General features: G+C 64.5%; 34 protein-coding genes. 29 read left to right on the top strand and 5 right to left on the bottom strand.

The features are described 5' to 3' along the window. The first annotated feature begins 30 nt into the window (after positions 1 to 30). From AC3WS6_RS15985 to AC3WS6_RS15970, 4 genes are read left to right on the top strand one after another with little or no spacing between them, the layout of a single operon-like run. On the top strand, positions 31 to 1,329 hold the full coding sequence (locus tag AC3WS6_RS15985) for an O-antigen ligase family protein (RefSeq protein WP_492501988.1): 1,299 nt from the start codon (positions 31 to 33) through the stop codon (positions 1,327 to 1,329). Further along, a complete protein-coding gene (locus tag AC3WS6_RS15980) occupies positions 1,326 to 2,426 on the top strand; it encodes a polysaccharide pyruvyl transferase family protein (RefSeq protein WP_492501987.1) in 1,101 nt (366 codons plus the stop codon). The genes AC3WS6_RS15985 and AC3WS6_RS15980 overlap by 4 nt, the downstream gene beginning before the upstream one ends. Continuing rightward, complete coding sequence (locus AC3WS6_RS15975) at positions 2,419 to 3,621, top strand: Coenzyme F420 hydrogenase/dehydrogenase, beta subunit C-terminal domain (RefSeq protein WP_492501986.1); 1,203 nt, start codon at positions 2,419 to 2,421, stop codon at positions 3,619 to 3,621. Before AC3WS6_RS15980 ends, AC3WS6_RS15975 begins: the two co-directional genes overlap by 8 nt. After that, on the top strand, positions 3,618 to 4,304 hold the full coding sequence (locus AC3WS6_RS15970) for a CatB-related O-acetyltransferase (protein WP_492501985.1): 687 nt from the start codon (positions 3,618 to 3,620) through the stop codon (positions 4,302 to 4,304). The genes AC3WS6_RS15975 and AC3WS6_RS15970 overlap by 4 nt, the downstream gene beginning before the upstream one ends. Here AC3WS6_RS15970 and AC3WS6_RS15965 read toward each other — a convergent pair. The 5 genes from AC3WS6_RS15965 to AC3WS6_RS15945 all read right to left on the bottom strand — a co-directional run bounded on the left by AC3WS6_RS15965 (position 4,290) and on the right by AC3WS6_RS15945 (position 9,736). Then, positions 4,290 to 5,561, bottom strand: coding sequence for a lipopolysaccharide biosynthesis protein (locus tag AC3WS6_RS15965; RefSeq protein WP_492501984.1), 1,272 nt, complete (start codon positions 5,559 to 5,561; stop codon positions 4,290 to 4,292). The genes AC3WS6_RS15970 and AC3WS6_RS15965 overlap by 15 nt on opposite strands. Then, positions 5,561 to 6,466, bottom strand: a complete 906-nt coding sequence (locus AC3WS6_RS15960) for a glycosyltransferase family 2 protein (protein WP_492501983.1) — start codon at positions 6,464 to 6,466, stop codon at positions 5,561 to 5,563. Before AC3WS6_RS15960 ends, AC3WS6_RS15965 begins: the two co-directional genes overlap by 1 nt. Continuing rightward, the gene (locus AC3WS6_RS15955; RefSeq protein ID WP_492501982.1) at positions 6,463 to 7,524 is read right to left on the bottom strand and encodes a polysaccharide pyruvyl transferase family protein; all 1,062 of its coding nucleotides are present in this window, start codon (positions 7,522 to 7,524) and stop codon (positions 6,463 to 6,465) included. Before AC3WS6_RS15955 ends, AC3WS6_RS15960 begins: the two co-directional genes overlap by 4 nt. Next, positions 7,521 to 8,408 (bottom strand): glycosyltransferase family 4 protein, encoded by an 888-nt coding sequence (locus AC3WS6_RS15950; protein ID WP_492501981.1) that lies wholly within the window; start codon positions 8,406 to 8,408, stop codon positions 7,521 to 7,523. The genes AC3WS6_RS15955 and AC3WS6_RS15950 overlap by 4 nt, the downstream gene beginning before the upstream one ends. A 341-nt stretch (positions 8,409 to 8,749) precedes the next feature. Continuing rightward, positions 8,750 to 9,736, bottom strand: coding sequence for a glycosyltransferase (locus tag AC3WS6_RS15945; RefSeq protein ID WP_492501980.1), 987 nt, complete (start codon positions 9,734 to 9,736; stop codon positions 8,750 to 8,752). A gap of 181 nt (positions 9,737 to 9,917) precedes the next feature. Here AC3WS6_RS15945 and AC3WS6_RS15940 point away from each other — a divergent pair, with 181 nt between their 5' ends. The 25 genes from AC3WS6_RS15940 (at position 9,918) to rplO (ending at position 25,731) form a co-directional block, all read left to right on the top strand. After that, positions 9,918 to 11,732, top strand: a complete 1,815-nt coding sequence (locus AC3WS6_RS15940; protein ID WP_492501979.1) for a DUF4012 domain-containing protein — start codon at positions 9,918 to 9,920, stop codon at positions 11,730 to 11,732. 73 nt (positions 11,733 to 11,805) lie between these two features. Continuing rightward, positions 11,806 to 13,335 carry a sugar transferase gene (locus AC3WS6_RS15935; protein ID WP_492501978.1) on the top strand — a complete coding sequence of 510 codons (1,530 nt, stop codon included), beginning with the start codon at positions 11,806 to 11,808 and terminating at the stop codon, positions 13,333 to 13,335. A 77-nt stretch (positions 13,336 to 13,412) separates the two neighbouring features. Further along, positions 13,413 to 13,931, top strand: a complete 519-nt coding sequence (locus tag AC3WS6_RS15930) for a hypothetical protein (RefSeq protein ID WP_492501977.1) — start codon at positions 13,413 to 13,415, stop codon at positions 13,929 to 13,931. Between the two features lie 68 nt (positions 13,932 to 13,999). Next, complete coding sequence (locus AC3WS6_RS15925) at positions 14,000 to 14,950, top strand: M23 family metallopeptidase (RefSeq protein WP_492501976.1); 951 nt, start codon at positions 14,000 to 14,002, stop codon at positions 14,948 to 14,950. Positions 14,951 to 15,050: 100 nt separating this feature from the next. Beyond that, positions 15,051 to 15,263, top strand: coding sequence for a hypothetical protein (locus tag AC3WS6_RS15920; protein WP_492501975.1), 213 nt, complete (start codon positions 15,051 to 15,053; stop codon positions 15,261 to 15,263). Between the two features lie 857 nt (positions 15,264 to 16,120). Further along, positions 16,121 to 16,429 carry a 30S ribosomal protein S10 gene (gene rpsJ / locus AC3WS6_RS15915; protein ID WP_017201594.1) on the top strand — a complete coding sequence of 103 codons (309 nt, stop codon included), beginning with the start codon at positions 16,121 to 16,123 and terminating at the stop codon, positions 16,427 to 16,429. Between the two features lie 8 nt (positions 16,430 to 16,437). Then, positions 16,438 to 17,097, top strand: a complete 660-nt coding sequence (gene rplC / locus AC3WS6_RS15910; protein ID WP_201471261.1) for a 50S ribosomal protein L3 — start codon at positions 16,438 to 16,440, stop codon at positions 17,095 to 17,097. A gap of 2 nt (positions 17,098 to 17,099) precedes the next feature. Next, positions 17,100 to 17,762 (top strand): 50S ribosomal protein L4, encoded by a 663-nt coding sequence (gene rplD, locus AC3WS6_RS15905; protein ID WP_017829207.1) that lies wholly within the window; start codon positions 17,100 to 17,102, stop codon positions 17,760 to 17,762. After that, the gene (gene rplW, locus AC3WS6_RS15900; RefSeq protein ID WP_017829206.1) at positions 17,759 to 18,082 is read left to right on the top strand and encodes a 50S ribosomal protein L23; all 324 of its coding nucleotides are present in this window, start codon (positions 17,759 to 17,761) and stop codon (positions 18,080 to 18,082) included. Before rplD ends, rplW begins: the two co-directional genes overlap by 4 nt. A 20-nt stretch (positions 18,083 to 18,102) precedes the next feature. Then, positions 18,103 to 18,942, top strand: a complete 840-nt coding sequence (gene rplB / locus AC3WS6_RS15895; protein WP_067121105.1) for a 50S ribosomal protein L2 — start codon at positions 18,103 to 18,105, stop codon at positions 18,940 to 18,942. Between the two features lie 12 nt (positions 18,943 to 18,954). Then, positions 18,955 to 19,236: a 30S ribosomal protein S19 gene (rpsS, locus tag AC3WS6_RS15890; RefSeq protein WP_017201589.1), complete on the top strand. Its 282-nt coding sequence runs from the start codon at positions 18,955 to 18,957 to the stop codon at positions 19,234 to 19,236. Positions 19,237 to 19,260: 24 nt separating this feature from the next. After that, complete coding sequence (gene rplV / locus AC3WS6_RS15885) at positions 19,261 to 19,659, top strand: 50S ribosomal protein L22 (RefSeq protein ID WP_194765133.1); 399 nt, start codon at positions 19,261 to 19,263, stop codon at positions 19,657 to 19,659. Next, positions 19,659 to 20,414, top strand: a complete 756-nt coding sequence (rpsC, locus tag AC3WS6_RS15880) for a 30S ribosomal protein S3 (protein ID WP_149422506.1) — start codon at positions 19,659 to 19,661, stop codon at positions 20,412 to 20,414. Before rplV ends, rpsC begins: the two co-directional genes overlap by 1 nt. Then, entirely contained in the window at positions 20,414 to 20,833 is a 420-nt protein-coding gene (gene rplP / locus AC3WS6_RS15875) for a 50S ribosomal protein L16 (protein ID WP_056312870.1), read from the top strand. The genes rpsC and rplP overlap by 1 nt, the downstream gene beginning before the upstream one ends. Next, positions 20,833 to 21,150 carry a 50S ribosomal protein L29 gene (gene rpmC, locus AC3WS6_RS15870; RefSeq protein WP_194765134.1) on the top strand — a complete coding sequence of 106 codons (318 nt, stop codon included), beginning with the start codon at positions 20,833 to 20,835 and terminating at the stop codon, positions 21,148 to 21,150. Before rplP ends, rpmC begins: the two co-directional genes overlap by 1 nt. Beyond that, positions 21,150 to 21,467 carry a 30S ribosomal protein S17 gene (rpsQ, locus tag AC3WS6_RS15865; protein ID WP_363574712.1) on the top strand — a complete coding sequence of 106 codons (318 nt, stop codon included), beginning with the start codon at positions 21,150 to 21,152 and terminating at the stop codon, positions 21,465 to 21,467. Before rpmC ends, rpsQ begins: the two co-directional genes overlap by 1 nt. Continuing rightward, on the top strand, positions 21,464 to 21,832 hold the full coding sequence (rplN, locus tag AC3WS6_RS15860) for a 50S ribosomal protein L14 (RefSeq protein WP_492501974.1): 369 nt from the start codon (positions 21,464 to 21,466) through the stop codon (positions 21,830 to 21,832). The genes rpsQ and rplN overlap by 4 nt, the downstream gene beginning before the upstream one ends. Positions 21,833 to 21,835: 3 nt before the next feature. After that, positions 21,836 to 22,195: a 50S ribosomal protein L24 gene (gene rplX / locus AC3WS6_RS15855; protein ID WP_045253837.1), complete on the top strand. Its 360-nt coding sequence runs from the start codon at positions 21,836 to 21,838 to the stop codon at positions 22,193 to 22,195. Further along, positions 22,195 to 22,785, top strand: coding sequence for a 50S ribosomal protein L5 (rplE, locus tag AC3WS6_RS15850; RefSeq protein WP_241796334.1), 591 nt, complete (start codon positions 22,195 to 22,197; stop codon positions 22,783 to 22,785). Before rplX ends, rplE begins: the two co-directional genes overlap by 1 nt. Before the next feature lie 133 nt (positions 22,786 to 22,918). Further along, positions 22,919 to 23,317, top strand: a complete 399-nt coding sequence (gene rpsH / locus AC3WS6_RS15845) for a 30S ribosomal protein S8 (RefSeq protein ID WP_314422716.1) — start codon at positions 22,919 to 22,921, stop codon at positions 23,315 to 23,317. Positions 23,318 to 23,323: 6 nt separating this feature from the next. Continuing rightward, complete coding sequence (gene rplF, locus AC3WS6_RS15840; protein ID WP_201471266.1) at positions 23,324 to 23,860, top strand: 50S ribosomal protein L6; 537 nt, start codon at positions 23,324 to 23,326, stop codon at positions 23,858 to 23,860. 2 nt (positions 23,861 to 23,862) lie between these two features. Then, positions 23,863 to 24,222, top strand: a complete 360-nt coding sequence (gene rplR / locus AC3WS6_RS15835; protein ID WP_029260926.1) for a 50S ribosomal protein L18 — start codon at positions 23,863 to 23,865, stop codon at positions 24,220 to 24,222. Next, complete coding sequence (rpsE, locus tag AC3WS6_RS15830; RefSeq protein ID WP_492501973.1) at positions 24,219 to 24,917, top strand: 30S ribosomal protein S5; 699 nt, start codon at positions 24,219 to 24,221, stop codon at positions 24,915 to 24,917. The genes rplR and rpsE overlap by 4 nt, the downstream gene beginning before the upstream one ends. Further along, the gene (gene rpmD, locus AC3WS6_RS15825) at positions 24,917 to 25,102 is read left to right on the top strand and encodes a 50S ribosomal protein L30 (RefSeq protein WP_067121122.1); all 186 of its coding nucleotides are present in this window, start codon (positions 24,917 to 24,919) and stop codon (positions 25,100 to 25,102) included. The genes rpsE and rpmD overlap by 1 nt, the downstream gene beginning before the upstream one ends. Next, the gene (gene rplO, locus AC3WS6_RS15820) at positions 25,102 to 25,731 is read left to right on the top strand and encodes a 50S ribosomal protein L15 (protein WP_492501972.1); all 630 of its coding nucleotides are present in this window, start codon (positions 25,102 to 25,104) and stop codon (positions 25,729 to 25,731) included. The genes rpmD and rplO overlap by 1 nt, the downstream gene beginning before the upstream one ends. The last annotated feature ends 17 nt before the right edge of the window (positions 25,732 to 25,748 follow it).

Raw genomic sequence — 25,748 nt, 5'->3', positions numbered from 1 at the left:
GAGACCACGGGATCAGAGCGTGCTCTCGTAGTGGCACAATCGCTCCTGTTCTGGGCGATCGTCTTTCTGCCGTTCCAGCAGGCCTTTACTCTGGACCTCGGCTTCCCACTGAAGATCACCGAGATCCTGGCCATCGCGGGAATCGTCGCAGCACTGATCGCCCACCGACATCGTCGGAGTATCACCGTTCCGGTGTGGCTGATCCTTGCCCTCGGCGGGGTCGTCATCCTCTCGTCGTGCTGGAATCTGTTGACGGGCTCAGCAATCGAAGCCTCAACGCAGATGTATCCTCGCGGCGTCACTTTCGATCTGCTGCTCTATACCGGGTATGCGGGGTTCGCTCTCGTCTTCTGTATCGCGATCGCGCTCTTCATGGATGCGCAGCAGATCGTGAAGGCCTTCGCCTGGGCGGTTCGTCTGGCAGCGATCTATGTGGTTCTTCAGCTCCTGCTCTGGTCGTTCGGAGCTCATGTTCTCGAGGCCGTGAATGGAAACATCCAGCTCGGTTCTCTTTACGGCCTGCGTCTGCCGCGAAACGGCCCCTTCTTGGAAGGCAACTATCTCGGCTTCTTCGCCATCGCCGGGTTCTTCGCCACTCTGAAGATCCGCGACTGGCTCGGCGTGGGGCTGGCATCGCTGCTGTTCTTCTATTCGCAATCGACGAGCGCGTTCGTCGCAGCGTGCGGCGCAGCGGTCGCGATCGTGCTGCTCCGGCCCACACGCCGCAAGGCGCTCATCGCAGGTGGGGCGTTGGTCGTCGTCGTCGTGACCTCGGCGATCATTCCTCCCGTCACACGCTTCGTCACCGCGCAGCTCACGAAGCTGGGCATCATCGAGAACAACCTCGGCGAGGCCTTCGGATATTCTCTTCGGGGACGATCGGCGAATGCCGAGACCGGCTTTGCCATCGCATGGGGAAACCCGGTCTTCGGCGTCGGCCAGGGGCGCTACGCAGCGCATTACTGGGACTACCTGGACCGTTCGGGCTTGCCTGACAATTTCGGCAAGAACGTCGTTCGTCCGATCGCCAACAACGTCTATGCGCAGATCGCGGCGGAGACCGGGTTCATCGCGCTTCTCATCTTCGTTGTTCTGCTGGGATACCTGATCCTGCGAGCCCGCAAAGAGAGCGATGCCACGCTCGGTCTGATCGTCGCCACCGCAGTCGGACTGATCGCGTTCCCGGCATGGACGGGGCTCCCGATCTGGACCGCGATCGGAGCGGTCATCGTTCTGGTGAGTCGCCCGATCCCTCGGAGCGACGACGAACCGGCGGAACCCGAACCGGTGCTGCCCGGGTCGGCCCCCATCGAGAGAGAAGAAGAATGACCAAGGTCCTGCTCCTGCGCGCGGACGCGACATCTCCGAATCTGGGCGTTCGCGTACTCAAGGAAGGTACCGAAGCACTCGTTCATCGAGCCTTCGGCGAGGGCACCACCGTGCACGTGCAGAACTTCGATGGTGGTGACACCGGCGTCAAGTTCAATAGAGAAGCGGTGGTGAGAGACCTCTTCCGTACAGGTGGTCCCGTGAAGACGGTCCTGCGCCAGTACGATCTCGTGATCGATGTGTGCGGGGGGGACTCCTTCACAGACATCTACGGCGCGAAGCGTCTGGCATTGATCCTCTACACGCAGTGGATGAGTCAGCGCCTGGGCATCCCGACGGTGCTCGGCCCGCAGACGATCGGCCCCTTCAACAAGCGATTCTGGCGGCATCTCGCGAGCCGATCCCTGCAGAGGATGGCGCTCGTGCTCAGCAGGGACAACGCGAGCGAGAAAGAAGCTGCGGCGCTCGGTCGGCCGGTTGATCTGTCTGCCACGGATGTCGTCTTCGCATTGCCGAGACCCCATTCGCGAGCTCGATCCGGCGTCATCATCAACGTGTCCGGCCTGCTGTGGGAGAAGAATTCACATGTTGATTCGGAGCAGTACCAGAGTGACATTCGTCGGCTGATCACCGCACTGCTGGAACGAGGGCAGTCGGTCACCCTTCTTGCTCATGTGCTCGACAATCCGCGTTCGGACAACGACGTGCCTCCGGTGAATGCCCTGGCGGCCGAATTCGACGGCCGAGTCGCGACGGCGGTTCCATCGTCGCTGACCGACGTACGCGAGCTCGTCGCTGGCGCTGAGCTCGTCATCGGGTCACGTATGCACGCGTGTCTCAACGCTCTGTCCTCTGGGACGCCGGCGATCCCGTGGGCCTACAGCCGGAAGTTCGAGCCGCTCCTCAGTGACATCGGATGGAACTTCATGGTCGACCTGCGGACAGCGAAGGATCCGGTTGCCGCAACGACGGAACTGCTCGATTCCGTCGGCATCGAGCGACTCCAGACGGATGTCGCGCGCGTGCTCGACTCGGTAGACAGCAGACTCCAGCCGGTCGTGGATGCGCTCTCGAAGGTCGATCTGAGACATGACTGACGCACTGACGAAGGCCGTCGCTCGAGTCGTCGACAACGACAACTGCACCGGGTGCGGCGGTTGTGCGCTGATCAGCGACCGCATCACGATGCAGCTCAGCGAGGCGGGATGGATGCGTCCCGTCGTCCGTCCGGCGAATGGCGACTCTGCTCGTCGCGAGCGGGATCGATTCAAAGCAATGTGCCCGGGTGTCCGGTTGAGCGCGCCGATCCCCGAGACGGGGCAGACTCACCCGACGTTCGGCCGCTTCGTCTCCGCGTGGAGAGGGCGGGCGCTCTCCGACGAGGTCAGGTCCTCCGGCAGTAGCGCGGGAGTCCTGACTGCAATGTCGACCTTTCTCGTCGAGACGGGACGGGTGAAGAGCGTCAGCGCGGCGGCAGAGTCCGCGGCGGCACCGACACGCACAGTCCCGGTGCGGATCACCTCCCGAGCGGAGGCGCTCGAAGCATCGGGCTCGCGGTACGCCCCGGTGGCTGCGCTCGAAGGCGCACGCCAGGCTGAGGCGGTAGTGGCGAAGCCCTGCGAGATTTCCGCTCTCCGCCGTCTCGACCCGAGCTCGAATCCCATCGCACTCTCTTTCTTCTGCGCCGGAACCCCGAGCCAACGCGCGACGGAGACACTCATCGAGAAGCTCGGTGTCGATCCGAGCGATGTCGTCTCGCTGCGATACCGCGGCAATGGGTGGCCAGGGGAGTTCACGGTCTCGGACGCGCACAAGAGGGCATCGATCTCGTACGACGAATCCTGGGGCAAGCACTTGGGCCGCGACCTGCAGTGGCGCTGCAAGCTGTGCCCCGACGGAACTGGCGAGGATGCTGACATCGCCGTGGGCGACTTCTGGAGGGCGGACGAGCGCGGTTACCCTCTGTTCGACGATGCCGAAGGCGACTCGGTCGTCATCGCGAGAACGAAGCGAGGACACGACTTGCTGCTCGAAGCCGCGGCCGCGGGAGCGATATCGATCGAGCCCGTCGACCTCGACGATGTCGCTCGCATTCAGCCGCTCCAGCGCAACCGCAAGCGCACGATCGCCGTTCGCCAGCTCGCACGCCTCGTCACGCTGAAGCGTGTACCGAGGTACAGCGGCTACCGCTCTTGGAAGAACGCCGTCAGGCATCCGAAGGAATCCGCTCGCACATTCGTCGGGACAGTCACCCGGTCGTGGCGCGATCGGCTGAAAGGTCGTAGAACGTGAACTCCACCCACCTGCAGACGTTGAGCATGAAGCGTCATCCGTTGGCCGCGGCGATCTCTATGCGGCTCCGAGCTAGGAAGCGTCAGCAGTCAGGACTCGAGCTCATGAAGCGCCTCGAGGGCGGCCAGATGACCTCGTTGTCCCTTCGGGCGTATCTGAAGCGGTCGTATGGGGTCGATGTCGGCAGCTACACCTATGGCTCATTGATGGACCCCGGTAATTCTGACAGAGGGCTCAGCATCGGGCGATACGTGTCCATCGGGCCGAACGTGCGTCGGTTCGGCGCTGCGCATCCGGTGGATCGCCTCAGCATGCACCCATATTGGTACAACCCAGCACTGCGAGTTGCTGAGCAGACTGACGACGTCGAGCGGACGACGTGCCGTATTGAGCACGAAGCCTGGATCGGCGCGAATGTCACGATTCTTCCCGGCTGCAGCCGGATCGGCATCGGAGCCGTCATCGGGGCGGGGGCGGTCGTCACGCGGGACGTTCCGGACTTCGCAATCGTGTTGGGGTTGCCCGGCACTGTGAAGGGCGAGAGGCTCACCGAGGCGGCGAGAGCCGCGATTCTACGAACGCAGCCGTGGCTGAAAGAGCCCGCCGACGCCGCAAGGGCGTACCGCCAGGTTGCTGAAGATCTCGGAGATCCTCAGATCTTCATGACGTCAGGCGCGTCCTAGGAACGTTCGGAACCCGTGGGCGAAGTCCGCAGGGCGGGGGATGGCGTTCCAGGGGCGCACGCGTAGCGCCAGCAGCGATCCTCCAAGCGTTGCAACATATCCGATCGTCGATGCCACAGCCGCCCCCATCGCTCCCCATGCATTGCCCGCAGGGATGAGTAGCGCGATGCCGACGACAAGGCCGGCCACCTGCACGCCGGTCATCGTGAGACCACGTTCACGAGCTGTCAGCGCCATAGAGCAGATGTAGCTGCCGACGACGGCGACGCCGCCCGCGAGCGTTATGAACGTCAAGGGGACGGCACCGCTGAAGTCCTCGCCGAAAAGCCACGGGATGCCCCAAATGCCGACAACCCCAACCACCACAGCGAGCGTCAGCGCGACTGCGAATGCCATCCGGATCGCGCGCTCGATGAGCGCCTTCGATCGATCTTCGACGAATCCGCGGAAGGCGGACGTTCCGAGTCCGAGGCCGATTGAAACCGGCAGAGCGCCGATGGTGGCGGCGACCGAGTACAAGCCTGCTGGGGCCGCCCCGATGATCGGGAGGACGAGAAGCTGGTCGAGGCGAGCACTCGCTATCTCCGCGGCCTGGCTTCCCCAGAGCTTGAGACCCTCGCGGAACAGGGATCCGAAATCCTTGACCTTGCCCCTGCCCTGACGGTTCCACCAGCGGCCCAGCAGGAAAGCCGCGACTGTGCCGGAGGCGTATGCCCAGATCACTCCTGCGATGGACATCGAATCCGCCAGCCACAGCACAAGCACCACGCTGAAGTACGTGACGGTCTGGATGGAGCCGAGCCAGAGAATCCGGAAGTACCTCCGGTCCGCAACGAAGACCTGCGTGTCGATGACCCAGGAGACCGTCAGTGCGGAGGTTGTCATCGCCACGAGGAACGCGATGTGAGCCGCGAGATCCAAACCTCGAAGCAGGGTCGTGGCGAGCAACAACCCCAGACCTATTGACGGTACCGCCGTGAACCATGCGAAAAGTCGCGCGGTCCGGACAAGACTGGCTCGATCGGCCTCGAGGACCGCACGCCGTCGAACGGCGAGCGGCACCCCGAGACCGATAACGACTCCGGTGATGGTGATGGCCGCGATGCTCGCGGCCGTCCAGCCGCGCCCGCTCGGTCCGATCGCCTGAGCGATGATCGGAGCTGTGACGAGCGAGAGGGACTGCGTCCCCATCCTCCCCACGCTGATCCCGGCGGGCGTGTCGAAGAGTCGACGCAAGCGTCCGAAGAAGCGCCTCATCAGCGTCCGGCTCCAGTGGGATCGAACCGAGGGGCCACCCGCTTCAGACCCCAGCGCGATACCTCCCGCAGACGCGCCAAGCGAGTCCTTCGTGATTCGCCATCAGTGGTGATCGCGGCGCCGACGAGTGCCGATGCCACAACCTCGAGCCGCGCGAGCAGATTCAGCGCATAACCGCGGTGGTTCGCCAGGATTCGCAGATGGCCGTCCGTCCTCGCCTGCTCGACGAGACGAGAGGCGCCCGGAGAGGACGTGCCTGCGTCATGCTTCACGACAGCTCTGGGCGCGAGCAAGAGCGAATATCCCATCGCCTTTGCGCGAAGCGAGAGGTCGACATCCTCCCCATAAAGGAAGAAGGACTCGTCGAACGGCCCCAGCTCGAGGAGTGCAGACCTGGTGGCGAACAATCCCGCGCCACACAGGCGTGCCACGTGCGTCGGAGATCCGGTCTCGACGATCTCGTTCAGAGCAGCAGTCCACCGAGCCTTGTTCAGTGCGAGTTCGAGTGATCCGGACCACAGGTTGTATGCGTGCACCTGCGGTCGCCCATCCTTGACAAGGAGGGCGCCGAAGAGAGACCGAGACGGCGCTGCGTCCATCGCCTTGACCAACTCCTCGAAAAGCTCGGTCGCCGAGGTCGAGTCGGGGTTCATGAGCAGCACATAGTCGCCATGTGCTGCTGCGAGCGCGGCGTTGACCGCACTGCCGAAACCGACATTCGTGCCGTCGCCCACCACCGTCACGCCGTTCAAGTCCTCCGCGTAGCGCACGCCTCCGCCGTTGTCGGCAATGAGGATCTCGACGTCCACCGACGCGTGAGCTGCGGCCAGACGCACGCTCGATATCGAATCTTCGAGCATCTCGGACGGCGTACGGTACGCGACGTAGACAACGGAGACGTTCACGAACGTGCGGCCGAGTTCTCGCGAAGCGTCGCGATGATCATGTCGCGCGCAGCGGCCATCGAAGCTCCCGCGCTCTCAATCCTCGCGTCATAGTCCGCCCGCACGCTCGCATCATGGAGCAGATCAGCGACCTGCTTCGTGACGGCAGCCGGGTCGAACGTGTTCACGGAGTGCACCCATGGCGAGATGCCCAAGTCGCCGAACGCCCCGAAACCCTTGCGTTCGTACGCGAGGTGCACGACATAGTGCCCTGCGGCCAGCGCCATCAGGGCTGCGTGGAGCCTCACCGCGACGACCACCCGAGGGGTGCCGCCGGGCGTCATGAGCAGCGATCGCTCGAGAGTGGATCGGGGCGACAGCGTGGCAGAAGCGGGACGATCGTCGTTTCCGCCCACCGTGCTCTGGATGTACCCGTCGTACTCACCCAGCGTCTTCGCGAGTACATAGATGTCGGGGTTGATCTTGCCGCGGACAGATCGGATCGACAGCACTGGAGTGTCGTCGACCTCCGCTCCCGGCTGACGACCGCCTGCCACCGAGGCGGTCGCGAGATCAGGTACACGCCGCATCGACGCACCGCCGACTTCGTCGATCGTGCGATCATCCCTCGCCATCACGACGTCGAGCCGGGACAGGGTCGCACGGAACCACCGGCGGGTGCCGAAGCGCGCGGGTCCGATGCTCTGGGGCAGATAGATCGTGGGAGTGCTGGTGCGCGCGGACGCGCGGAGCTGCGGTCCTTGTACCAGCAGAGTCTTGGCAGCCTCGACGGCGGTCCCGGTGCGAAGATACCCGCCACCCACGCCGATCACCAGATCGTAGTCGTCGATGTTCTTGAGGATCCGGCGGGTGTCGGAGTCCCATCCGCGCTTCGTAGGCACGGTGGGGTAGACAGCGGGGACCAGGTCTCGGAAGGTCTCTGGGCGAGAAGCCAGCAAGGTCACGTCGACGTCTGCTCCGAAGGCTTCGTTCAGAAGCGCAAGCGTCTCGCGAACCAAGAGTCCATCCCCTGCATTCTCCGCGGAGTATGCGTGCAGGACCAGAACGCGAAGCGTCATCCGAGTACCTTCTTGTAGACCTCGACGTGCTTGTCGACGCTCGCGTCCCATGTGAAGTGCGAAGCCCAGGCCAGACCCGCATCCAGGCACGCGGCGCGCGCCTGATCATCGGTGATGGCTTTCACCAATCCCGACGCGATGCCTTCAGGGGTCAGAGAGTCGAAGCGGATGGAGGGGCCGGCCACTTCCTCGAGCGAACCGCGACTCGACGTCACGACGACAGCTCCGGCAGCCAGAGCCTCGACGACGGGGAATCCGAATCCTTCGTACAGGCTCGGAAAGGCGAATGCCGCGCAGGACTGCATGAGTGCGCGCCGATCGTCGTCGGAGACGAATCCGAGCCGGATGACGTCGGGGGACGCGTCGATCGCGGCCAGCGACTCTTCCGAGTTCCATGCCGCCTTGCCGGCGATCACCAGCTTCACCCCCAGAGCGCGGACCTCGGGGAGAGCGAAGGCCTGCACGAGGGGCAGCAGATTCTTACGGGGCTCGATGTTCCCCAGGTAGAGCACGAACTGCTCGGGCACCTGAGCGCGGACTTCATCGGAGAGCTCGGTCGGAGTGGAGAAGAGGGGAACGTCGATGCCGTGCTCGATCGTGGTGAGTCGCGAGTGCTCGACGCCGAAGACCTCGTGCACGTCGTTCGCACTCGAGTTCGACACAGTGATCACATGATCGGTCGAGTCGATGGCGCGCTGCACCCGCGTGCGCCAGATCTTCTCTTGGCGTGAGTTGCGCGCGTCGGAGATCCACCGACTGGCCACACCGTGCACCGAGACGATCGAAGGACGCTTGGTGCGAACGAGCGGCCCCGTGTCGGCCGTGTAGTGGAGAAGATCGCCCTCCGTGCCGCGCTGAACACCGGTCGCAGTCTCCTGAAGCATCGTGAGGATGGGGTGAGACCGTGCCGGGATACGGCCTACAGGTATTCCGCGCCGGGTGAGACCGTCGGCGATGTGGCGAGCGTATGTGGTGTTCCCGCCAGTATGTCTGTCGAGAATGCGACTCGGCATCAGGATGCGCACGTGGGTCTCCGTCGGATGTGGTTCAGGCTTCGCCTCGCAGATCGGCGAGAGCGAGACGATCGGGACGTAAGCCTCCGCATGATCCTCTGCGGTGGCATGCCTTCCCCCTGGAGCGAGCTGCCGACGTTCCGGCAATTCATCTCCAACGCCAGCTCAAGGCTAGCAAAGCGCGCCGGACCGCCTGAATCGCGGTGAGAGGGTCATGCCCTCACAGCGAACGGGGTGAGGAGCCGGTGGAGCGCGTCACGCTGCACCTGTTCGCTCATCGTTTCATTGAGGAAGATCGCTGCCCGCTCTGCCTGTTGCCGCTCCACATCGTCGTCGAGGATGCGCTCGATGAGCATCGCGGCCTCATGCACGGTGTCAGCCTGGGGAATAGGAAGTCCGGCGTATGCGGGGATGCTCCGCACCGCAATCGCGTGCTGGAAGGCAGCGGCATCGAGGATGCTCAGCGGGAAACCTTCATATCTCGCCGAGTGGAAGTACAAAGCGGGTTGCGCCAGGATCTGCTCGAGTTGGTCCCCGGACACCCACCCGGTCACCTCCACGCCCGCATTCTCAAGAGCCTCGCGCAGCGCTCCGTCTCCGTCGCCGATCCACTTGAACCGCACCGACGGTCGCTGGCGCGTGACGGCTCTGGCGACGGCGGCGAAGAATTCAGGATCCTTCTGCGGGACAATACGTCCATTCATCACGACTGTCTGGTCGATCTCGAAGTGTGCGCCGCCATCCGCATCGCCGGGGAGGAGCGTCGCTGAGTTGGGCACGAATTCGGTGCGGATCGAGCGTCCCAGCGATTTCGCAAGTGCTTCCTCATGGGGAGACAACACGACGGTGACGTCCGATCGGCGCGCGAGAGCCCGCTCAGCAAGGAAGTACGCCCGTCGGACCAGAGGATTCTGCTCGCTGTCATCGAACTTGTAGCAGTGGGGCTGATACACGACCGGCACCCCGAGGGGGATGGCCCGGGAAAAGACTCCGGCCCAGCTCGAATGGGCGAAGACGACGTCGGGTTCGAGGGCCTTCACCGTGCGATGGACTGCCATGATCGCGGCGGGGATGAACTGAGGCAGGTCGATGAGGCTGCTGAAACCTCGATCGAGATCGGCGTCATCGTCACCACGCCACAGCAGGTGATGCTCGGCCTCCGGGAGCAGACGAGCGACGTTGTCTACAGCGCGCCCCACACCCCCGCCGTAGCACTCCGTGACATGAAGGACCCGGGGGGCTCGGCCGTGTTCCTCGCTTCGCACAGAAGACTCCTCGTCGTGGGGCAACGAACAACGACGATATCAGCCGCAGACACGCCCGGATCGGAGCGGGTCGTCGTTCGGCGGGTGCTCAGGAGGCGCTCTATACACTGAGCACATGCCATCCGAGTCCTCGCGCCCGATGTCTCACCAATCCCGCCGCGCGGCCCGTGAAGCCGCAGCGAGGTCTTCGGTGTCCGCCGACGCCTCGGAATCGTCGGCCGCAGGGCGTGCCGGGCGGAGCCCTGAGCAGAGGCGCAAGCCTGGCCGCATCGTCGGTCTCGTCGTCGCCATCGTCGTCATCGTCCTGCTCGGCATCGCCTGCTGGGTCGCGTTCAAAGCGCTCACCGTGAAGAACGGTCTCGAGGAGAGCCAGCAGCTCATAGGCGAGCTGCAGAACGGCGCGGACCCGAAAGAGACCGTTCAGAAGATGTCCGAGCCGGCGCGAAGTGCGTCGGACGCGGCGTCCGACCCCGTCTGGGGTGCGTTGGAATGGATCCCGGTCGTCGGCGAGAACCTCCACGGCGTGCGCCTCGCCGCGCAGTCTCTCGACGTGCTCGTCAACGATGTGGGGGTGCCCGTACTCTCGGCCGATCCCGCGAGCGGATCGCTCATCACGCAGGTGCTCGACGTCGCGAAGGCCCAGGCTCCGCGAATCGGGCAGTTGGCCGACGAGATCGCTGAGGTCGAGAAGTCGACCGCCTTGATCGGTCCTGTGCGAGGCGGCGTCGACCAGGTCGCCGAGGTGATGCAGGGAGCAGCGCCCGCGGTCGACCTGCTCCCGACCCTTCTCGGTGCAGACGGCCCCCGCAACTATCTGCTCGTCTTCCAGAACAACGCAGAGTCTCTCGCTCTGGGCGGCAGCGCCGCTTCACAGACGCTGATCCATGTCGACAACGGCGCCATCTCGATGGGGAGCCAGGGCAACAGCGGCAGCTATCAGAACGGGGTCGCGGTCGACGTTCCGGCAGAGCAGAGCGCGCTCGACCTGTACACGGAAATCCTCGTCGATCACGTGAACACCAGCATGAGCCGCCCGGACTTCCCGTCCGCCGCGCAGATCATGCGCGCATGGTGGCAGAGGGACATCTCGCCGGACCAGATCGATGGCGTGATCTCCATCGACCCGATCGCCCTCTCGAAGATCCTTGTCGCGACGGGCCCCATCACGCTGGCCACCGGTGACGTCCTGAGCTCGGACAACGCAGTCTCTTTGCTCCTGAGCGAGGTCTACCAGCGCTGGGACAGCTACGAGAATCCTGAACTCGTCGACGGATTCTTCGCTGCGGCTGCTGGGGCGGTCTTCGAAAAGGTGGCATCCGGTCAGTTCAACCTCAAGGACATGGCCGTGGCGCTGGCCGAGGGGTCCTCGAGTGGCAACATCCTCGTGTGGAGCGAAGACGAGAAGGTGACCGAGGCGATCGAGGGACAGCGAGTGAGCGGTGTCCTTCCGACTGACAACGAGGACGCGACGACGGTGGGCGTCTACTTCAACAACACCAACGGGTCCAAGATCGACTACTACACGCAGGCATCGATCGCCGCCGACGCAGTATGTGAGGGCGGGAACAGCACCTTCACCGTGACAGCTGGTCTTGCGCTTCCCATCAATCAGAAGCAGGCAGAGGGCCTTCCGCGCTACGTGCAGAGCATGACGTACGGGACGACGTTCCGAGACTGGATCTATGTCTACGGCCCGCCCGGGACAACCGTCTCGAATGTCGCAGTCAACGGTCAGCGGGTCGATATCCTCTCGCATGGCATCGATGACCTCGGCCGCCCGACTGCACGGTTTGAGGCATGGTTCGAGGCAGGAACCAAGCTCGACGTCACGGCTGCTTTCACCGGACAGGGAGACTTCGGTCCTCTGGAAGTGCAGACGAATCCGATGATCAACCCGGTCGTGCCGACCATCACAGACAACTGCCTCTGATATACCGATGAACAAGAAGGCACAGCGACTGGAGTAAACTGACTGCCGATTCATTGAATCCGCTGAGAGATCGGTGGATTCATACGGAGGGACAGGGGTGGTCGGGATAGCTGTGGATGCTGTACCTGAACGGTCGACAGGCCAGAAGTCGCCGAAGTCGCGTCCTCAAGCGCACCGACGACGAAGAGGCGAGTGGCCCAGACGGTACGCGAGCAGGCTGTTCTACAGCGATCTCTTCGTGCTCGCCGTCACGCTCGTCTCCGCGTGGTTGTTGTCCAGTCCGAGCATGACGAAGGACGTCTCCTGGCGCGAAGGTCCCAACGTCAGCTACGTCGTCATCCTCGCGATCATCGGAATCGCATGGCTGATCGGGCTCGACGCGATCGACACCCGAGACCACCACATCGTCGGCCATGGCGTGCTTGAGTATCGGCGGCTCGTCGATGCGACGATCGCCGTGTTCGCCTTCACCGTGGCCGTCGCCTTCTTCCTCGGTATGGAGATATCCCGGCTCCTGCTCGCCGTGATCTTCCCCGTAGGACTCGTCCTGCTCCTCGCCTCGCGGTGGCTCTGGCGGCAGTGGCTGCGCCGGCGACAGCGCAAAGGCGACTACACGCATCGTGCGGTCATCATCGGCGAGCGCAGCAAGGTCAAACATGTCGCTCAGCAGATCCGCCGCAGCAAGGACAGTGGCTACACCATCGTCGGGGTGATCACCGATGGCGTTCCGTCAGAGGGCATGCCGCAGCTCGAGGTCCTCGGAGACATCCGCAGCGCCGACAAGGCGCTGGATGCCGCGAACATCGACGCTCTGATCATCGTCGGATCTGACGACATGGATCCAGAGACCATGCGTCGTCTCGGCTACGCGGTTGCCGATCGCGACATCCAGATGATCATGGCGCCCGCCCTCACCGACGTCGCGGGCCCCCGTCTGCATTCGCGCCCGGTTGCCGGGCTGCCGCTCGTGCACGTTGACTTCCCCCGCATGGAAGGCTCCAACAGATTCCTCAAGCGGGTGTTCGATCTGATCGGGTCCGCAACTCTGCTCCTGCTGTTCTCACCGGTGTTCCTCGTCACGGCGATCGCCATCAAGATCGACGGCCCGGGTCGGGTCTTCTACCACCAGGAGCGCATCGGGCGCGGTGGCCGCACGTTCGGCATGCGCAAGTTCCGCTCGATGGTGCAGAACGCAGATGACCAGCTCGCCAGTCTTCTCGACCTGCAGGGGTCCAGCGAGACGCCGCTCTTCAAGGTCTCGGACGATCCCCGCATCACGAAGATCGGTCGATTCCTGCGCAAGCACTCGATCGACGAGCTTCCGCAGCTGATCAATGTGCTGCGCGGCGAGATGAGTCTCGTCGGGCCGCGCCCGCAGCGCGCCGCCGAGGTCGCCCTCTACGACGACATCGCTCTGCGCCGGCTGGCGGTCAAGCCCGGCATGAGCGGGCTGTGGCAGGTCAGCGGACGCTCGACCCTGTCGTGGGAAGAGACAATCCGTCTCGACCTCTACTACGTCGAGAACTGGTCACTCACGCAGGACGTCGTCATTCTGTTCCGCACCATCCGCGCCGTCGTGGCGCCGGGCGCCAGCGCCCACTGAGTCATCTCGGTAACAATCCGCGCGACTGTCCGAGCGGTAACGGCCCCTGCGTCGTGGGCCTGGGTACATTCAAGATCATGAGATCCCCCCTTGCGACGCGTCTCGCTGCGAGTGCTCTGGCCATGATCGTGCTCGGTAGTGCCGCGGGTTGCGCCGCCGGCCCGGATGCTTCGAACCCTGTCCCGACATCGACAGCCACCTCGACGCCTGACCCGACACCCACTTCGTCGCCGACCGAGTCGCCCACCGTCGAGCCGTCGCCGACCGCTGAGCCGACCGAGGCGCCTGCCCCTGAGTTCGGCGCATTCACGTTCGAGCAGCTCGCGCAGATCTGCATCGACACGACCGTCTCGACCTTCGCTCCCGATGTCGTGTTCGACGTGCCCAACACCCGGATCGAGCAGCGGATCGTCACTCCCGAGTGGCTCGTGATCGTGCCTGCGGCGACCATGGGCTTTCAGGGACAGTCGGTCTGTACCATCGGCGGCACTCCCGCTGAGCCCCAGGTCGAGCTCGGATCGGGATCCATCGAGCAGCTGCCTGAAGAGCAGATCCAGAACTTGATCCGTGGCGAGAACGAGGGGGGCGATCGCTAGTGTGCGAGCCGGGGGACTCAGAGCCCTCGACGAGCGAGATCGGCCAGTCCTTCTTCTCACGCCGCACCATGCTGATCGGCGCGGGGGCGGCCCTCGGGATCGCGGCGATCGGCTGGGACGTCGTCTCGCCGACACTCTCCGCGACCGCCGCAGGCACATACCTCCGCCCGTGCGGCGATGTGCGCATCTCGAGCACGTGGCAGGGGCATCGCGACCGGAATCCGCCCTCCGGAGAGCCGGGCACTGACTACGCGGTGCCCAGAGGAACACCGGTCAGAGCCGCTGCGGATGGTGTGATCGTCGACCGCAAGGACTCGACCACAACGGCGACCGGACGATACATCGCTCTGCGAGCCAATGACGGCAATTACCTCCGCTATCTCCATCTTCAATCAAGCACGGTTCTACCTGGGACGCGCGTGTCGCGCGGCCAGGTGATCGCGTATTCGGGCGCATCCGGTTTCGGCAGCGAGACCGGATACGGCTCCCACGTCCACGTCTCCCTCTGGATAGGCGGAACTCCGCTTCAGCTGGGATTCACGAACTCGGTCGACTTCGAGCAATACGCCGAACCCGGCCCCCTTCAGCCCAACCCGGAGGATCCAGTGCCCACTCATCAGTCGACGACATACGCATGGAACGCAGCCGTGCCCCACGCTGTGTGGACTCGTATTCCGGTATCTCCGGGGTCCGTCTATCTGGCCCAGAGCATCGCACCATTCAAGGAGACCGGCGATCTCGCCATTTACCTCACGGCCGTCGGCGTGACGAAAGGTTTCCAGGTTCGCGTCGTCGCAGAGACTCTCAACTCATCCGGATCGGTTGTCAGCACGACGGCGCAACCGGTGCTTGAGGTTCCCGCGACTGCGGCGACTGCAGCGAACTCGGCGACGTTCGGCCAGTACACGCTGCCGTACTTCCTCTCGGGATCGATCAGGTTGTTCTCTGAGATCCGACCTCTCAACCCAGGCATCACGGTGAAACAGGTCGCTTTGAAGAAGAACTATTGGCAGTCCTGAAATAGCGGCTCCTCCGCACCTTCCCCTGCACCTGGGTTCGATGCAGAATGTACGTGCGTCGCCATCCGGCGCGTTCGTTCGCATCAAAAGGGGGCCCGTCATGGGTATCGAGGAAACGGTCAACAAGGGCAAGGACCTGTACGAGCAGAACAAAGACAAGATCGCCGACGCGGTCAAGAGCGAGCAGGCCGAGGACATCAGCGACAAGGTTCTCGACGGCGTCGCCGACTTCGCCAAGAAGATCGCTCCGGGTGCGGCCGACAAGATCGACGAGATCCGTGAGCAGGCCGACAAGGCAGTCGGCAACGAGTAACGGCTTCACACACGTAAAGAGCGGCGGCTCCCCGATGGGGGAGTCGCCGCTCTTCTGCATTCGAGACCCGGTATTCGGCTCGGCGGTATCGCGTTTCAGTGCGCCCATCCCCTAGGATGAAATGGATCGCCTGGGGATAGCGCGATCAGGGAAGTCGAAGGGGTTCGGCTTCCTGTAACTCGCGGTTCGCCGCGATCAACTGGGGAATTGATTTTGGGGATCATCATGCGACGCGCGCACTCGGTGCGCTTCAGCGTCTTCCCGCCTGCGCGGCGGTCACTCCGCCGCGCTCTCGAACGAGGAAGACGGCGTCCCTTCACGCCGGACTCCTCGCGTTCGGTGTGCCCCCTCGCGCCGAACGCCCTCCCCAAGCGGGGCGAGGCATGGGGATGCCTCGCCCCGCTCTCTCCGGTTTCCTGACCACCGGAGCGCGGTTCCGAGGCGCACAGCCCGGGGCCGCGGGGGCATGCCCAGCGGATGCTCAGCAAACGCGACACGCCCGGGTTTGCGCAAGGGAAAACCGGCATGGCAGAATAGACAGGTTCGACATTCCGGGCGCGCTCAGCGTGGGCCGGATCACCATCACGGCAGTGCATAGGCGGCGCAGACGCGCAGGGACCTAGGCCGCGGGTGGCAGAACGATCCCGACATCTTCATCACGAAGTCTTCGCCGTGCGCGGCGGAGGTCGGACACCCGCTCGCTGAGAGGCGTGCGGGATGACAGCAGAACAGTGGTGCAGCAGATCGACTCGCGAGAGCCGTTCGAGTGCCGAGGCGCGAACAGCGCCGACGTGCGTCCAATGCCCCAGGGTCACCCGGCCCCGGACGGTAAGACGCCTAAAGAGAGAGAGCAGACAATGGCGGGACAGAAGATCCGCATTCGCCTGAAGTCGTATGACCACGAGGTCATCGACACGTCCGCACGCAAGATCGTCGACACCGTGACCCGTGCGGGTGCAACTGTCGTCGGTCCCGTGCCCCTTCCGACCGAGAAGAACGTCGTGTGCGTCATCCGGTCGCCGCACAAGTACAAGGACAGCCGCGAGCACTTCGAGATGCGCACCCACAAGCGTCTGATCGACATCGTCGACCCGACGCCCAAGGCTGTCGACTCGCTGATGCGTCTCGACCTGCCTGCCGACGTCAACATCGAGATCAAGCTCTGAGGTCGGACATGGTTGACATCAACGCAAAGATTTCCAAGGGCATGCTGGGCACGAAGCTCGGTATGACCCAGGTGTGGAACGAGAACGGCAAGCTCGTTCCCGTCACCGTCATCGAGCTCGCCTCGAACGTGGTCACTCAGATCCGTACCCCCGAGAAGGACGGCTACAACGCCGTGCAGATCGCGTACGGCCAGATCGACCCGCGCAAGGTGAACAAGCCGCTGACCGCCCACTTCGAGGCTGCAGGCGTCACGCCGCGTCGTCACGTCACCGAGATCCGCACCGCGGATGCCGCTGACTACTCGCTGGGCCAGGAGCTCACGGTCGACGGCACCTTCGAGGCCGGCCAGCTCGTCGACGTCGTCGGCACGAGCAAGGGCAAGGGCTTCGCCGGTGTCATGAAGCGTCACAACTTCAAGGGCGTCTCGGCATCGCACGGTTCGCACCGCAACCACCGCAAGCCCGGCTCGATCGGCGCATCGTCGACCCCGAGCCGCGTCTTCAAGGGCATGCGCATGGCCGGCCGTATGGGTGGCGAGCGCGTGACCGTCCTCAACCTCACGGTGCACGCCGTCGACATCGAGAAGGGTCTGCTGCTCGTCAAGGGCGCCGTCCCCGGTGCTCGTGGCCGCATCGTCTACGTCCGCAACGCAGTGAAGGGTGCCTGATCATGGCTGACTCCACTCTCGCGCTTGACGTCCTCAAGGCAGACGGCAAGAAGGCTGGCTCGATCGAGCTTCCCGCCGCACTGTTCGACGCCAAGACGAACATCCCGCTGATCCACCAGGTCGTCGTCGCGCAGCTCGCGGCGGCTCGCCAGGGAACCCACTCGACCAAGCGTCGCGGTGAGGTCTCGGGTGCAGGCCGCAAGCCCTTCAAGCAGAAGGGCACGGGTAACGCCCGTCAGGGCTCCATCCGCGCGCCGCACATGACCGGTGGTGGAATCGTGCACGGCCCCAAGCCGCGCGACTACTCGCAGCGCACCCCCAAGAAGATGATCGCCGCCGCCCTGCTGGGTGCACTGAGCGACCGCTTCCGCGGTGACCGCATCCACGCCATCGAGTCCTTCGGCATCGACGGAACGCCTTCGACCAAGACCGCGGTGAACTTCCTCACCAACGTCGTCTCGTCGAAGAACGTGCTCGTCGTCATCGAGCGAGGCGACGACGTGACGCTGAAGAGCATCCGCAACCTGTCGAACCTGCACGTGCTGACGTTCGACCAGCTCAACGCATACGACGTGCTCGTCTCCGACGACATCGTCTTCACCCAGGCCGCGCTCGAGGGCTTCATCGCCTCCAAGTCCGGCGCCAACCAGGAGGTCTCCGCATGAGCGAGCAGGCATCTGTTCTCCAGACGGCCCTGAACAAGGACCCGCGCGACATCATCCTGAAGCCGGTCGTGTCCGAGAAGAGCTACGGTCTCATCGACGAGGGTAAGTACACCTTCCTCGTGGACCCGCGCGCTTCGAAGACCGAGATCAAGCTCGCCATCGAGAAGATCTTCGGCGTCAAGGTCGCAGGGGTGAACACCCTCAACCGCGTCGGCAAGGCTCGTCGCACCCGCTTCGGCACCGGCAAGCGCAAGGACACCAAGCGCGCCATCGTGACCCTGAAGTCGGGCACCATCGACATCTTCACGGCAATCGGCTGATCCGGGGGATAAGGACAATAATGGCTATTCGCAAGTACAAGCCCACGACCCCGGGCCGTCGCGGCTCGTCGGTGGCTGACTTCGCCGAGATCACTCGATCGACGCCGGAGAAGTCGCTGCTGCGCCCGCTCTCGAAGACCGGTGGTCGCAACAACCAGGGACGCATCACGACCCGTCACATCGGTGGTGGCCACAAGCGCCAGTACCGTGTCATCGACTTCCGTCGCAATGACAAGGACGGCGTGGACGCCAAGGTCGCTCACATCGAGTACGACCCCAACCGCACCGCGCGCATCGCGCTGCTGCACTACTTCGACGGCGAGAAGCGCTACATCCTCGCGCCGGCGAAGCTGAAGCAGGGCGACGTCGTCGAGTCCGGCGCCGGCGCTGACATCAAGCCGGGAAACAACCTCCCGCTGAAGAACATCCCGACGGGTACCGTCATCCACGCGATCGAGCTCCGTCCCGGTGGCGGCGCGAAGATGGCACGTTCGGCCGGTGCATCCGTCCGTCTCGTCGCCAAGGATGGCAACTTCGCCCAGCTGCGTCTGCCCTCGGGCGAGATCCGCAACGTCGATGCGCGCTGCCGCGCGACCATCGGCGAGGTCGGCAACGCCGAGCAGTCGAACATCAACTGGGGTAAGGCCGGCCGCATGCGCTGGAAGGGCGTCCGCCCGACCGTGCGTGGTGTCGCGATGAACCCGGTCGACCACCCGCACGGTGGTGGCGAGGGCAAGACGTCCGGTGGACGTCACCCCGTCTCTCCTTGGGGCCAGGCTGAGGGTCGCACCCGCCACGCCAACAAGGAAAGCGACAAGTACATCGTGCGTCGTCGTAACGCCGGCAAGAAGCGCAAGTAGGAGTAAGAGAAGATGCCTCGCAGTCTTAAGAAGGGCCCCTTCGTCGACGAGCACCTGCTTCGCAAGGTGGTCGTGCAGAACGAAGCCGGCACGAAGAACGTCATCAAGACCTGGTCACGCCGGTCCATGATCATCCCGGCCATGCTGGGTCACACGATCGCGGTCCACGACGGTCGCAAGCACATCCCCGTGTTTGTCTCCGAGACCATGGTCGGCCACAAACTGGGCGAGTTCGCGCCCACCCGCACCTTCCGCGGCCACGAGAAGGACGACAAGAAGGGTCGCCGGCGCTAAGGCGCTGGCGTAGAGGAGAGAGAAATGGTGGAGTCCATCGCACGCGTGCGACACATCCGCGTGACCCCTCAGAAGGCTCGTCGTGTCGTCGCGCTCATCAAGGGCAAGCAGGCCCAGGAGGCTCTGGCGATCCTGAAGTTCGCACAGCAGAGCGCCAGTGAGCCGATCTACAAGCTTGTCGCGTCGGCCATGGCCAACGCACAGGTCAAGGCGGATCGTGACGGCGAGTACCTCGACGAGCAGGACCTGTACGTGGCTAACGCCTACGTCGACGAGGGCACGACGCTCAAGCGTTTCCAGCCCCGTGCACAGGGTCGCGCTTTCCAGATCAAGAAGCGCACGAGCCACATCACGGTCGTGCTCTCGACGCCTGCTGCAGCCCCGGCTGCCGCGAGCGACAGCAACAAGAAGGCGAGCAAGTAATGGGACAGAAGGTAAACCCGTACGGCTTCCGTCTCGGTATCACCACGGACCACGTGTCGCGCTGGTTCTCGGACTCGACGAAGGCCGGTCAGCGTTACGCCGACTACGTCGCCGAGGACATCAAGATCCGCAACCTGCTGAAGACGCAGCTCGACCGCGCCGGTGTCTCGAACATCGAGATCGAGCGCACCCGTGACCGCGTCCGCGTCGACATCCACACCGCCCGTCCGGGCATCGTGATCGGTCGTCGTGGCGCCGAGGCCGAGCGTATCCGCGGCGACCTCGAGAAGCTCTCGGGCAAGCAGATCCAGCTGAACATCCTCGAGGTCAAGAACCCCGAGGCCGACGCTCAGCTCGTCGCGCAGGGCATCGCCGAGCAGCTCTCTGCTCGTGTGGCGTTCCGTCGTGCGATGCGCAAGGGTCTCCAGGGCGCGCAGCGCGCTGGTGCCAAGGGCATCCGCATCCAGGTCTCCGGCCGCCTCGGCGGCGCCGAGATGAGCCGCTCGGAGTTCTACCGCGAGGGTCGTGTGCCGCTGCACACGCTGCGCGCGAACATCGACTACGGCTTCTACGAGGCGAAGACCACCTTCGGCCGCATCGGCGTGAAGGTCTGGATCTACAAGGGCGACCTGACGGCGAAGGAGCTCGCTCGCGAGCAGGCCAACGCACCGAAGGCTCGTCGTGATGACCGTGGTGGCGACCGTCGTCGCGCACCGCGCAACGAGGCACCCGTCGCAGAAGGAGCGTCTGCCTGATGCTTATTCCCCGCAAGGTCAAGTTCCGCAAGCAGCACCACCCCGGCCGTAGCGGCCAGGCGACCGGTGGCACGAAGGTCTCCTTCGGCGAGTACGGAATCCAGGCGCTCACGCCTGCATACGTGACGAACCGTCAGATCGAGTCCGCTCGTATCGCGGTCACGCGTCACATCAAGCGTGGCGGCAAGGTGTGGATCAACATCTACCCCGACCGTCCCCTCACCAAGAAGCCTGCCGAGACCCGCATGGGTTCCGGTAAGGGTTCCCCCGAGTGGTGGGTCGCCAACGTCAAGCCGGGTCGCGTCCTCTTCGAGGTCTCCGGCGTGAGCGAGGAACTCGCTCGCGAGGCACTGACCCGTGCCATTCACAAGCTGCCTCTCAAGGCACGCATCATCAAGCGCGAGGAGGGCGACGCGTAATGGCGATCGGCACCAAGGAGCTCGCTCCGGCAGAGCTCGACACGTTCGAAGACCAGCGCCTCGTTGAGGAGCTGCGTAAGGCCAAGGAGGAGCTTTTCAACCTCCGTTTCCAGTCGGCCACCGGCCAGCTGGAGAGCCACGGCCGCATCCGCGCCGTAAAGCGCGACATCGCGCGCCTCTACACCGTGATCCGTGAGCGCGAGCTGGGCATCCGTGCGACGCCCGCTCCGGTCGAGGTCCCGGCGAAGAAGGCGTCCAAGTCGAAGGCGAAGAAGGCGGATGCCGCTGACGACGCCGTGAAGGAAGAGGCTGAGTGATGGCCACCAAGAAGGAAGCCGCAGTCGAGGCTGAGCACGCCGCACACGACGTCCGCGACGAAGACGCTCGCGGTTACCGCAAGTCGCGTCGTGGCTACGTCATCAGCGACAAGATGGACAAGACCATCGTGGTCGAGGTCGAGGACCGCGTGAAGCACCCGCTTTACGGCAAGGTCATCCGCCGCACCTCGAAGGTCAAGGCGCACGATGAGGCGAACTCCGCCGGCATCGGCGACCTCGTCCTGATCAACGAGACCCGCCCGCTGAGCGCCACGAAGCGCTGGCGTCTGGTGGAGATTCTGGAGAAGGCCAAGTGATTCAGCAGGAGTCTCGAGTCAAGGTCGCCGACAACACCGGCGCGAAGGAGCTGCTCACCATCCGTGTGCTCGGCGGCTCGCGTCGTCGTTACGCCGGCCTCGGTGACACCATCGTCGCGACCGTCAAGGACGCGATCCCCGGCGGAAACGTCAAGAAGGGCGATGTGGTCAAGGCCGTCATCGTCCGCACGGTCAAGTCCACGCGTCGTCCCGACGGCTCGTACATCAAGTTCGACGAGAACGCCGCCGTGATCCTGAAGAACGACGGGGAGCCCCGCGGCACCCGTATCTTCGGACCGGTCGGTCGTGAGCTTCGCGACAAGAAGTTCATGAAGATCGTCTCGCTCGCGCCGGAGGTTATTTAAGTCATGGCGAAGATCAAGAAGGGTGACCTGGTTCAGGTCATCACCGGAGCCACGCAGGAGCGTGGCGGCGACCGCGGCAAGCAGGGCAAGGTCCTCGAGATCCTGTCCGACAAGAACCGCGTCATCGTCGAAGGCGTGAACTACGTCACCAAGCACACGCGTGTCGGTCAGACGCAGCGTGGCACCAAGACGGGAGGCCTCGAGACTGTCGAGGCGTCCATCCACATCTCGAACGTCGCACTCGTCGACCCCTCGACCAAGAAGCCGACCAAGGTCGGCCACCGGGTCGAGGAGCAGACCAAGGACGGCGTCAAGCGCACCGTCCGCGTGCGCTACGCGAAGAAGAGCGGTAAGGACCTCTGATGGCATCGACCGACGCTGCGGTGGCTGGCAAGATCCAGCCCCGCCTGAAGGCGAAGTACAACGCCGAGATCAAGAAGGCTCTGCAGGACGAGTTCGGCTACGCCAACGTCATGCAGATCCCCGGCCTGGTCAAGGTCGTCGTGAACACCGGTGTCGGCGAGGCAGCTCGCGACAGCAAGGTGATCGATGGTGCGGTCGACGACCTCACCAAGATCACCGGTCAGAAGCCGATCGTCACGAAGGCTCGCAAGTCCATCGCGCAGTTCAAGCTGCGCGAGGGTCAGGCCATCGGCGCGCACGTCACCCTCCGTGGTGACCGCGCGTGGGAGTTCGTGGACCGCCTGGTCTCGCTCGCACTGCCCCGCATCCGCGACTTCCGCGGACTGTCGGCCAAGCAGTTCGACGGCAACGGCAACTACACCTTCGGTCTCCAGGAGCAGAGCGTGTTCCACGAGATCGATCAGGACAAGATCGACCGGGTTCGCGGTTTCGACATCACCGTCGTCACCACCGCGAAGACGGATGACGAGGGTCGCGCCCTGCTGCGTCACCTCGGCTTCCCGTTCCGTTCGGAAGACGCCCAGGCGTAGCACCTTCGACGGGCTCAGAGGCCAGTGGTCACTGGGCCCGTCGAATTGCACGTAGACTCGAAGATTGCGTGCTCATCGCAGGCCGTCTGTCGTGTAACGGCAGCCGGAACCGTATGAACAAAGGAAAACACCAATGACAATGACAGACCCGGTCGCAGATCTGCTGACCCGTCTGCGCAACGCGAACTCGGCGCACCACGATTCCGTGACGCTGCCGTCGAGCAAGCTGAAGACGCACATCGCCGACATCCTCCAGCAGGAGGGCTACATCGCCGGCTGGGAGACCACTGACGCTCGCGTGGGCAAGAACCTCACGCTGCAGCTGAAGTACGGCCCCAACCGCGAGCGTTCGATCGCGGGCATCAAGCGCGTGTCGAAGCCCGGCCTCCGCGTCTACGCGAAGTCCACCGAGCTCCCCAAGGTCCTCGGCGGCCTCGGCGTAGCCATCCTGTCCACCTCCTCCGGTCTCCTCACCGACCGTCAGGCAGAGCAGAAGGGCGTGGGCGGAGAAGTTCTCGCCTACGTGTGGTAATCGAAAATGTCGCGTATCGGACGACTTCCCATCGACGTTCCTGCGGGCGTGACCGTTTCGGTCGACGGCCGCGAGGTCGCGGTGAAGGGCCCCAAGGGTGAGCTCACCCTGACGGTCGCCAACCCCATCGAGGTCGCGGTCGAGGAGAACCAGGTTCTCGTCACCCGCCCCGACGACGAGCGCGAGTCGCGGTCGCTTCACGGCCTGACCCGCACGCTCATCAACAACAACATCATCGGCGTGACCCAGGGCTACACCAAGGGTCTCGAGGTCGTCGGCACCGGTTACCGCGTGGCTCAGAAGGGCAGCTCGGTCGAGTTCGCCCTGGGCTTCTCGCACCCGGTCCTGATCGACCCGCCCGCCGGCATCACGCTCACGGTCGAGGGCACCAACAAGCTCACCGTCAGCGGGATCGACAAGCAGGCTGTCGGCGAGGCAGCTGCCAACATCCGCAAGATCCGCAAGCCCGAGCCGTACAAGGGCAAGGGCGTGCGCTACGCCGGCGAGAACGTGCGTCGCAAGGCCGGAAAGAGTGGTAAGTAACCATGGCTCTCAAGTCAAAGTCTGACGCCCGCGCGCGTCGTCACGCCCGCCTTCGCAAGAAGGTCGTCGGCACCGAGGTGCGTCCGCGCCTCGTCGTCAACCGTTCGGCTCGCCACGTCTTCGTGCAGCTTGTCGACGACAGCAAGGGTCACACCGTGGCGTCGGCTTCGACGCTCGAGACCGACCTGCGCTCGCTCGAGGGTGACAAGACCGCCAAGGCCCGCAAGGTCGGCGAGCTTCTCGCCGAGCGTGCGAAGGCTGCAGGCGTTTCCGAGGCAGTGTTCGACCGTGGCGGCAACCGCTACGCAGGTCGTGTCGCCGCCATCGCCGACGGCGCCCGCGAGGGGGGTCTGGCACTGTGAGTGACAACAAGGAGAACGAAGTGACCGAAGCGGCTGCTGCCACTTCCGAGACTGCTGCAGGCACCACGCAGGCAGAGCCGTCTCAGCGCGACAACCGCCGCGGCGGCGGTCGTGGTGACCGCAACCAGGGTGGTCGTGACCGCAACTCGCGTGACCGTGGGGACAACCAGTTCCTCGAGCGCGTCGTCACCATCAACCGCGTCTCGAAGGTCGTGAAGGGTGGTCGTCGCTTCAGCTTCACCGCTCTCGTCGTCGTCGGCGACGGCAACGGCCTGGTGGGCGTCGGCTACGGCAAGGCCCGCGAGGTGCCCCTGGCCATCTCGAAGGGTGTCGAAGAGGCCAAGCGCAACTTCTTCCGCGTTCCGCGCGTCGGCAGCACCATCCCGCACCCGGTGCAGGGTGAAGCGGCCGCCGGTGTGGTTCTGCTTCGTCCGGCCGCTGCCGGTACCGGTGTTATCGCCGGTGGTCCGGTCCGCGCCGTGCTCGAGTGCGCCGGTATCCACGACGTGCTGTCGAAGTCGCTCGGTTCGTCGAACACGATCAACATCGTGCACGCGACGGTGGAGGCACTGAAGCAGCTCGAGGAGCCCCGTGCGGTCGCCGCACGTCGTGGCCTCGAGTTCGACCAGGTCGCCCCCGCGCGTCTTGTCCGCGCCGAGGCTGACGCCATCGCCGCACAGAAGGTAGGTGCCTGATGGCCGCCCGGCTCAAGGTCACGCAGATCAAGTCCAAGGTGAGTGAGAAGCAGAACCAGCGCGACACGCTGCGTTCGCTCGGTCTCAAGCGCATCGGTGACAGCACCGTTCGCCCCGACGACGCGCAGACGCGCGGTTACGTCAAGACCGTCGCGCACCTCGTCAAGGTTGAGGAGATCGACTAATGGCTGAGAAGAACGAAGCCGTCGAGGCCGAGAAGGCCCCGAAGAAGGCCGCTGCTCCCAAGGCAGCCGCCGAGAAGAAGCCCGCTGCCAAGAAGGCGTCTGCAGCTGCTGCAGGCACCAAGGCTGAGGCTGCTGCCAAGAAGCCCGCTGCCAAGAAGGCGACGCCGGCGAAGGATGCTCCGGCATCCCGCCCCGGTGTGCTGAAGGTGCACCACCTGCGTCCGGTCCCCGGATCCAACACCGCGAAGACCCGTGTCGGTCGCGGTGAGGGCTCCAAGGGTAAGACCGCGGGTCGTGGTACCAAGGGCACCAAGGCGCGCAACACCGTTCGCGTCGGCTTCGAGGGTGGGCAGATGCCGCTGCACATGCGCACCCCGAAGCTGCGCGGGTTCAAGAACCCGTTCCGCGTCGAGTACCAGGTCGTCAACCTGGAGAAGCTCGCGGAGCTGTACCCCACGGGTGGCGATGTCACCATCAGCGACCTGGTCGCCAAGGGTGCCGTTCGCAAGAACGAGAAGGTCAAGGTTCTCGGAGACGGCGACATCGCCGTGAAGCTCACCGTTGCGGTCGACAAGGTCTCGGGTTCTGCCGAGCAGAAGATCGTGGCGGCGGGCGGATCCGTCAAGTAACCACTTCATGAGAGGGG

It is taken from the genome of Microbacterium sp. EB106-03-03-XG65 (assembly GCF_058791955.1).
Note: the sequence above shows the minus strand (reverse complement) of the source record. Positions and strands in the feature narration are given on the sequence as shown.

Bases quoted from the DNA above. Each gene is read 5' to 3' on its own strand.
- AC3WS6_RS15980 (WP_492501987.1), top strand. From the start codon at position 1,326: ATGACCAAGGTCCTGCTCCTGCGCGCGGACGCGACATCTCCGAATCTG.
- AC3WS6_RS15975 (WP_492501986.1), top strand. From the start codon at position 2,419: ATGACTGACGCACTGACGAAGGCCGTCGCTCGAGTCGTCGACAACGAC.
- AC3WS6_RS15965 (WP_492501984.1), bottom strand. From the start codon at position 5,561: ATGAGGCGCTTCTTCGGACGCTTGCGTCGACTCTTCGACACGCCCGCC.
- AC3WS6_RS15955 (WP_492501982.1), bottom strand. From the start codon at position 7,524: ATGACGCTTCGCGTTCTGGTCCTGCACGCATACTCCGCGGAGAATGCA.
- AC3WS6_RS15950 (WP_492501981.1), bottom strand. From the start codon at position 8,408: ATGCTTCAGGAGACTGCGACCGGTGTTCAGCGCGGCACGGAGGGCGAT.
- AC3WS6_RS15940 (WP_492501979.1), top strand. From the start codon at position 9,918: ATGCCATCCGAGTCCTCGCGCCCGATGTCTCACCAATCCCGCCGCGCG.
- AC3WS6_RS15930 (WP_492501977.1), top strand. From the start codon at position 13,413: ATGAGATCCCCCCTTGCGACGCGTCTCGCTGCGAGTGCTCTGGCCATG.
- AC3WS6_RS15925 (WP_492501976.1), top strand. From the start codon at position 14,000: ATGCTGATCGGCGCGGGGGCGGCCCTCGGGATCGCGGCGATCGGCTGG.
- AC3WS6_RS15920 (WP_492501975.1), top strand. From the start codon at position 15,051: ATGGGTATCGAGGAAACGGTCAACAAGGGCAAGGACCTGTACGAGCAG.
- rpsJ (WP_017201594.1), top strand. From the start codon at position 16,121: ATGGCGGGACAGAAGATCCGCATTCGCCTGAAGTCGTATGACCACGAG.
- rplC (WP_201471261.1), top strand. From the start codon at position 16,438: ATGGTTGACATCAACGCAAAGATTTCCAAGGGCATGCTGGGCACGAAG.
- rplD (WP_017829207.1), top strand. From the start codon at position 17,100: ATGGCTGACTCCACTCTCGCGCTTGACGTCCTCAAGGCAGACGGCAAG.
- rplW (WP_017829206.1), top strand. From the start codon at position 17,759: ATGAGCGAGCAGGCATCTGTTCTCCAGACGGCCCTGAACAAGGACCCG.
- rplB (WP_067121105.1), top strand. From the start codon at position 18,103: ATGGCTATTCGCAAGTACAAGCCCACGACCCCGGGCCGTCGCGGCTCG.
- rpsS (WP_017201589.1), top strand. From the start codon at position 18,955: ATGCCTCGCAGTCTTAAGAAGGGCCCCTTCGTCGACGAGCACCTGCTT.
- rplV (WP_194765133.1), top strand. From the start codon at position 19,261: ATGGTGGAGTCCATCGCACGCGTGCGACACATCCGCGTGACCCCTCAG.
- rpsC (WP_149422506.1), top strand. From the start codon at position 19,659: ATGGGACAGAAGGTAAACCCGTACGGCTTCCGTCTCGGTATCACCACG.
- rplP (WP_056312870.1), top strand. From the start codon at position 20,414: ATGCTTATTCCCCGCAAGGTCAAGTTCCGCAAGCAGCACCACCCCGGC.
- rpmC (WP_194765134.1), top strand. From the start codon at position 20,833: ATGGCGATCGGCACCAAGGAGCTCGCTCCGGCAGAGCTCGACACGTTC.
- rpsQ (WP_363574712.1), top strand. From the start codon at position 21,150: ATGGCCACCAAGAAGGAAGCCGCAGTCGAGGCTGAGCACGCCGCACAC.
- rplX (WP_045253837.1), top strand. From the start codon at position 21,836: ATGGCGAAGATCAAGAAGGGTGACCTGGTTCAGGTCATCACCGGAGCC.
- rplE (WP_241796334.1), top strand. From the start codon at position 22,195: ATGGCATCGACCGACGCTGCGGTGGCTGGCAAGATCCAGCCCCGCCTG.
- rpsH (WP_314422716.1), top strand. From the start codon at position 22,919: ATGACAATGACAGACCCGGTCGCAGATCTGCTGACCCGTCTGCGCAAC.
- rplF (WP_201471266.1), top strand. From the start codon at position 23,324: ATGTCGCGTATCGGACGACTTCCCATCGACGTTCCTGCGGGCGTGACC.
- rplR (WP_029260926.1), top strand. From the start codon at position 23,863: ATGGCTCTCAAGTCAAAGTCTGACGCCCGCGCGCGTCGTCACGCCCGC.
- rpmD (WP_067121122.1), top strand. From the start codon at position 24,917: ATGGCCGCCCGGCTCAAGGTCACGCAGATCAAGTCCAAGGTGAGTGAG.
- rplO (WP_492501972.1), top strand. From the start codon at position 25,102: ATGGCTGAGAAGAACGAAGCCGTCGAGGCCGAGAAGGCCCCGAAGAAG.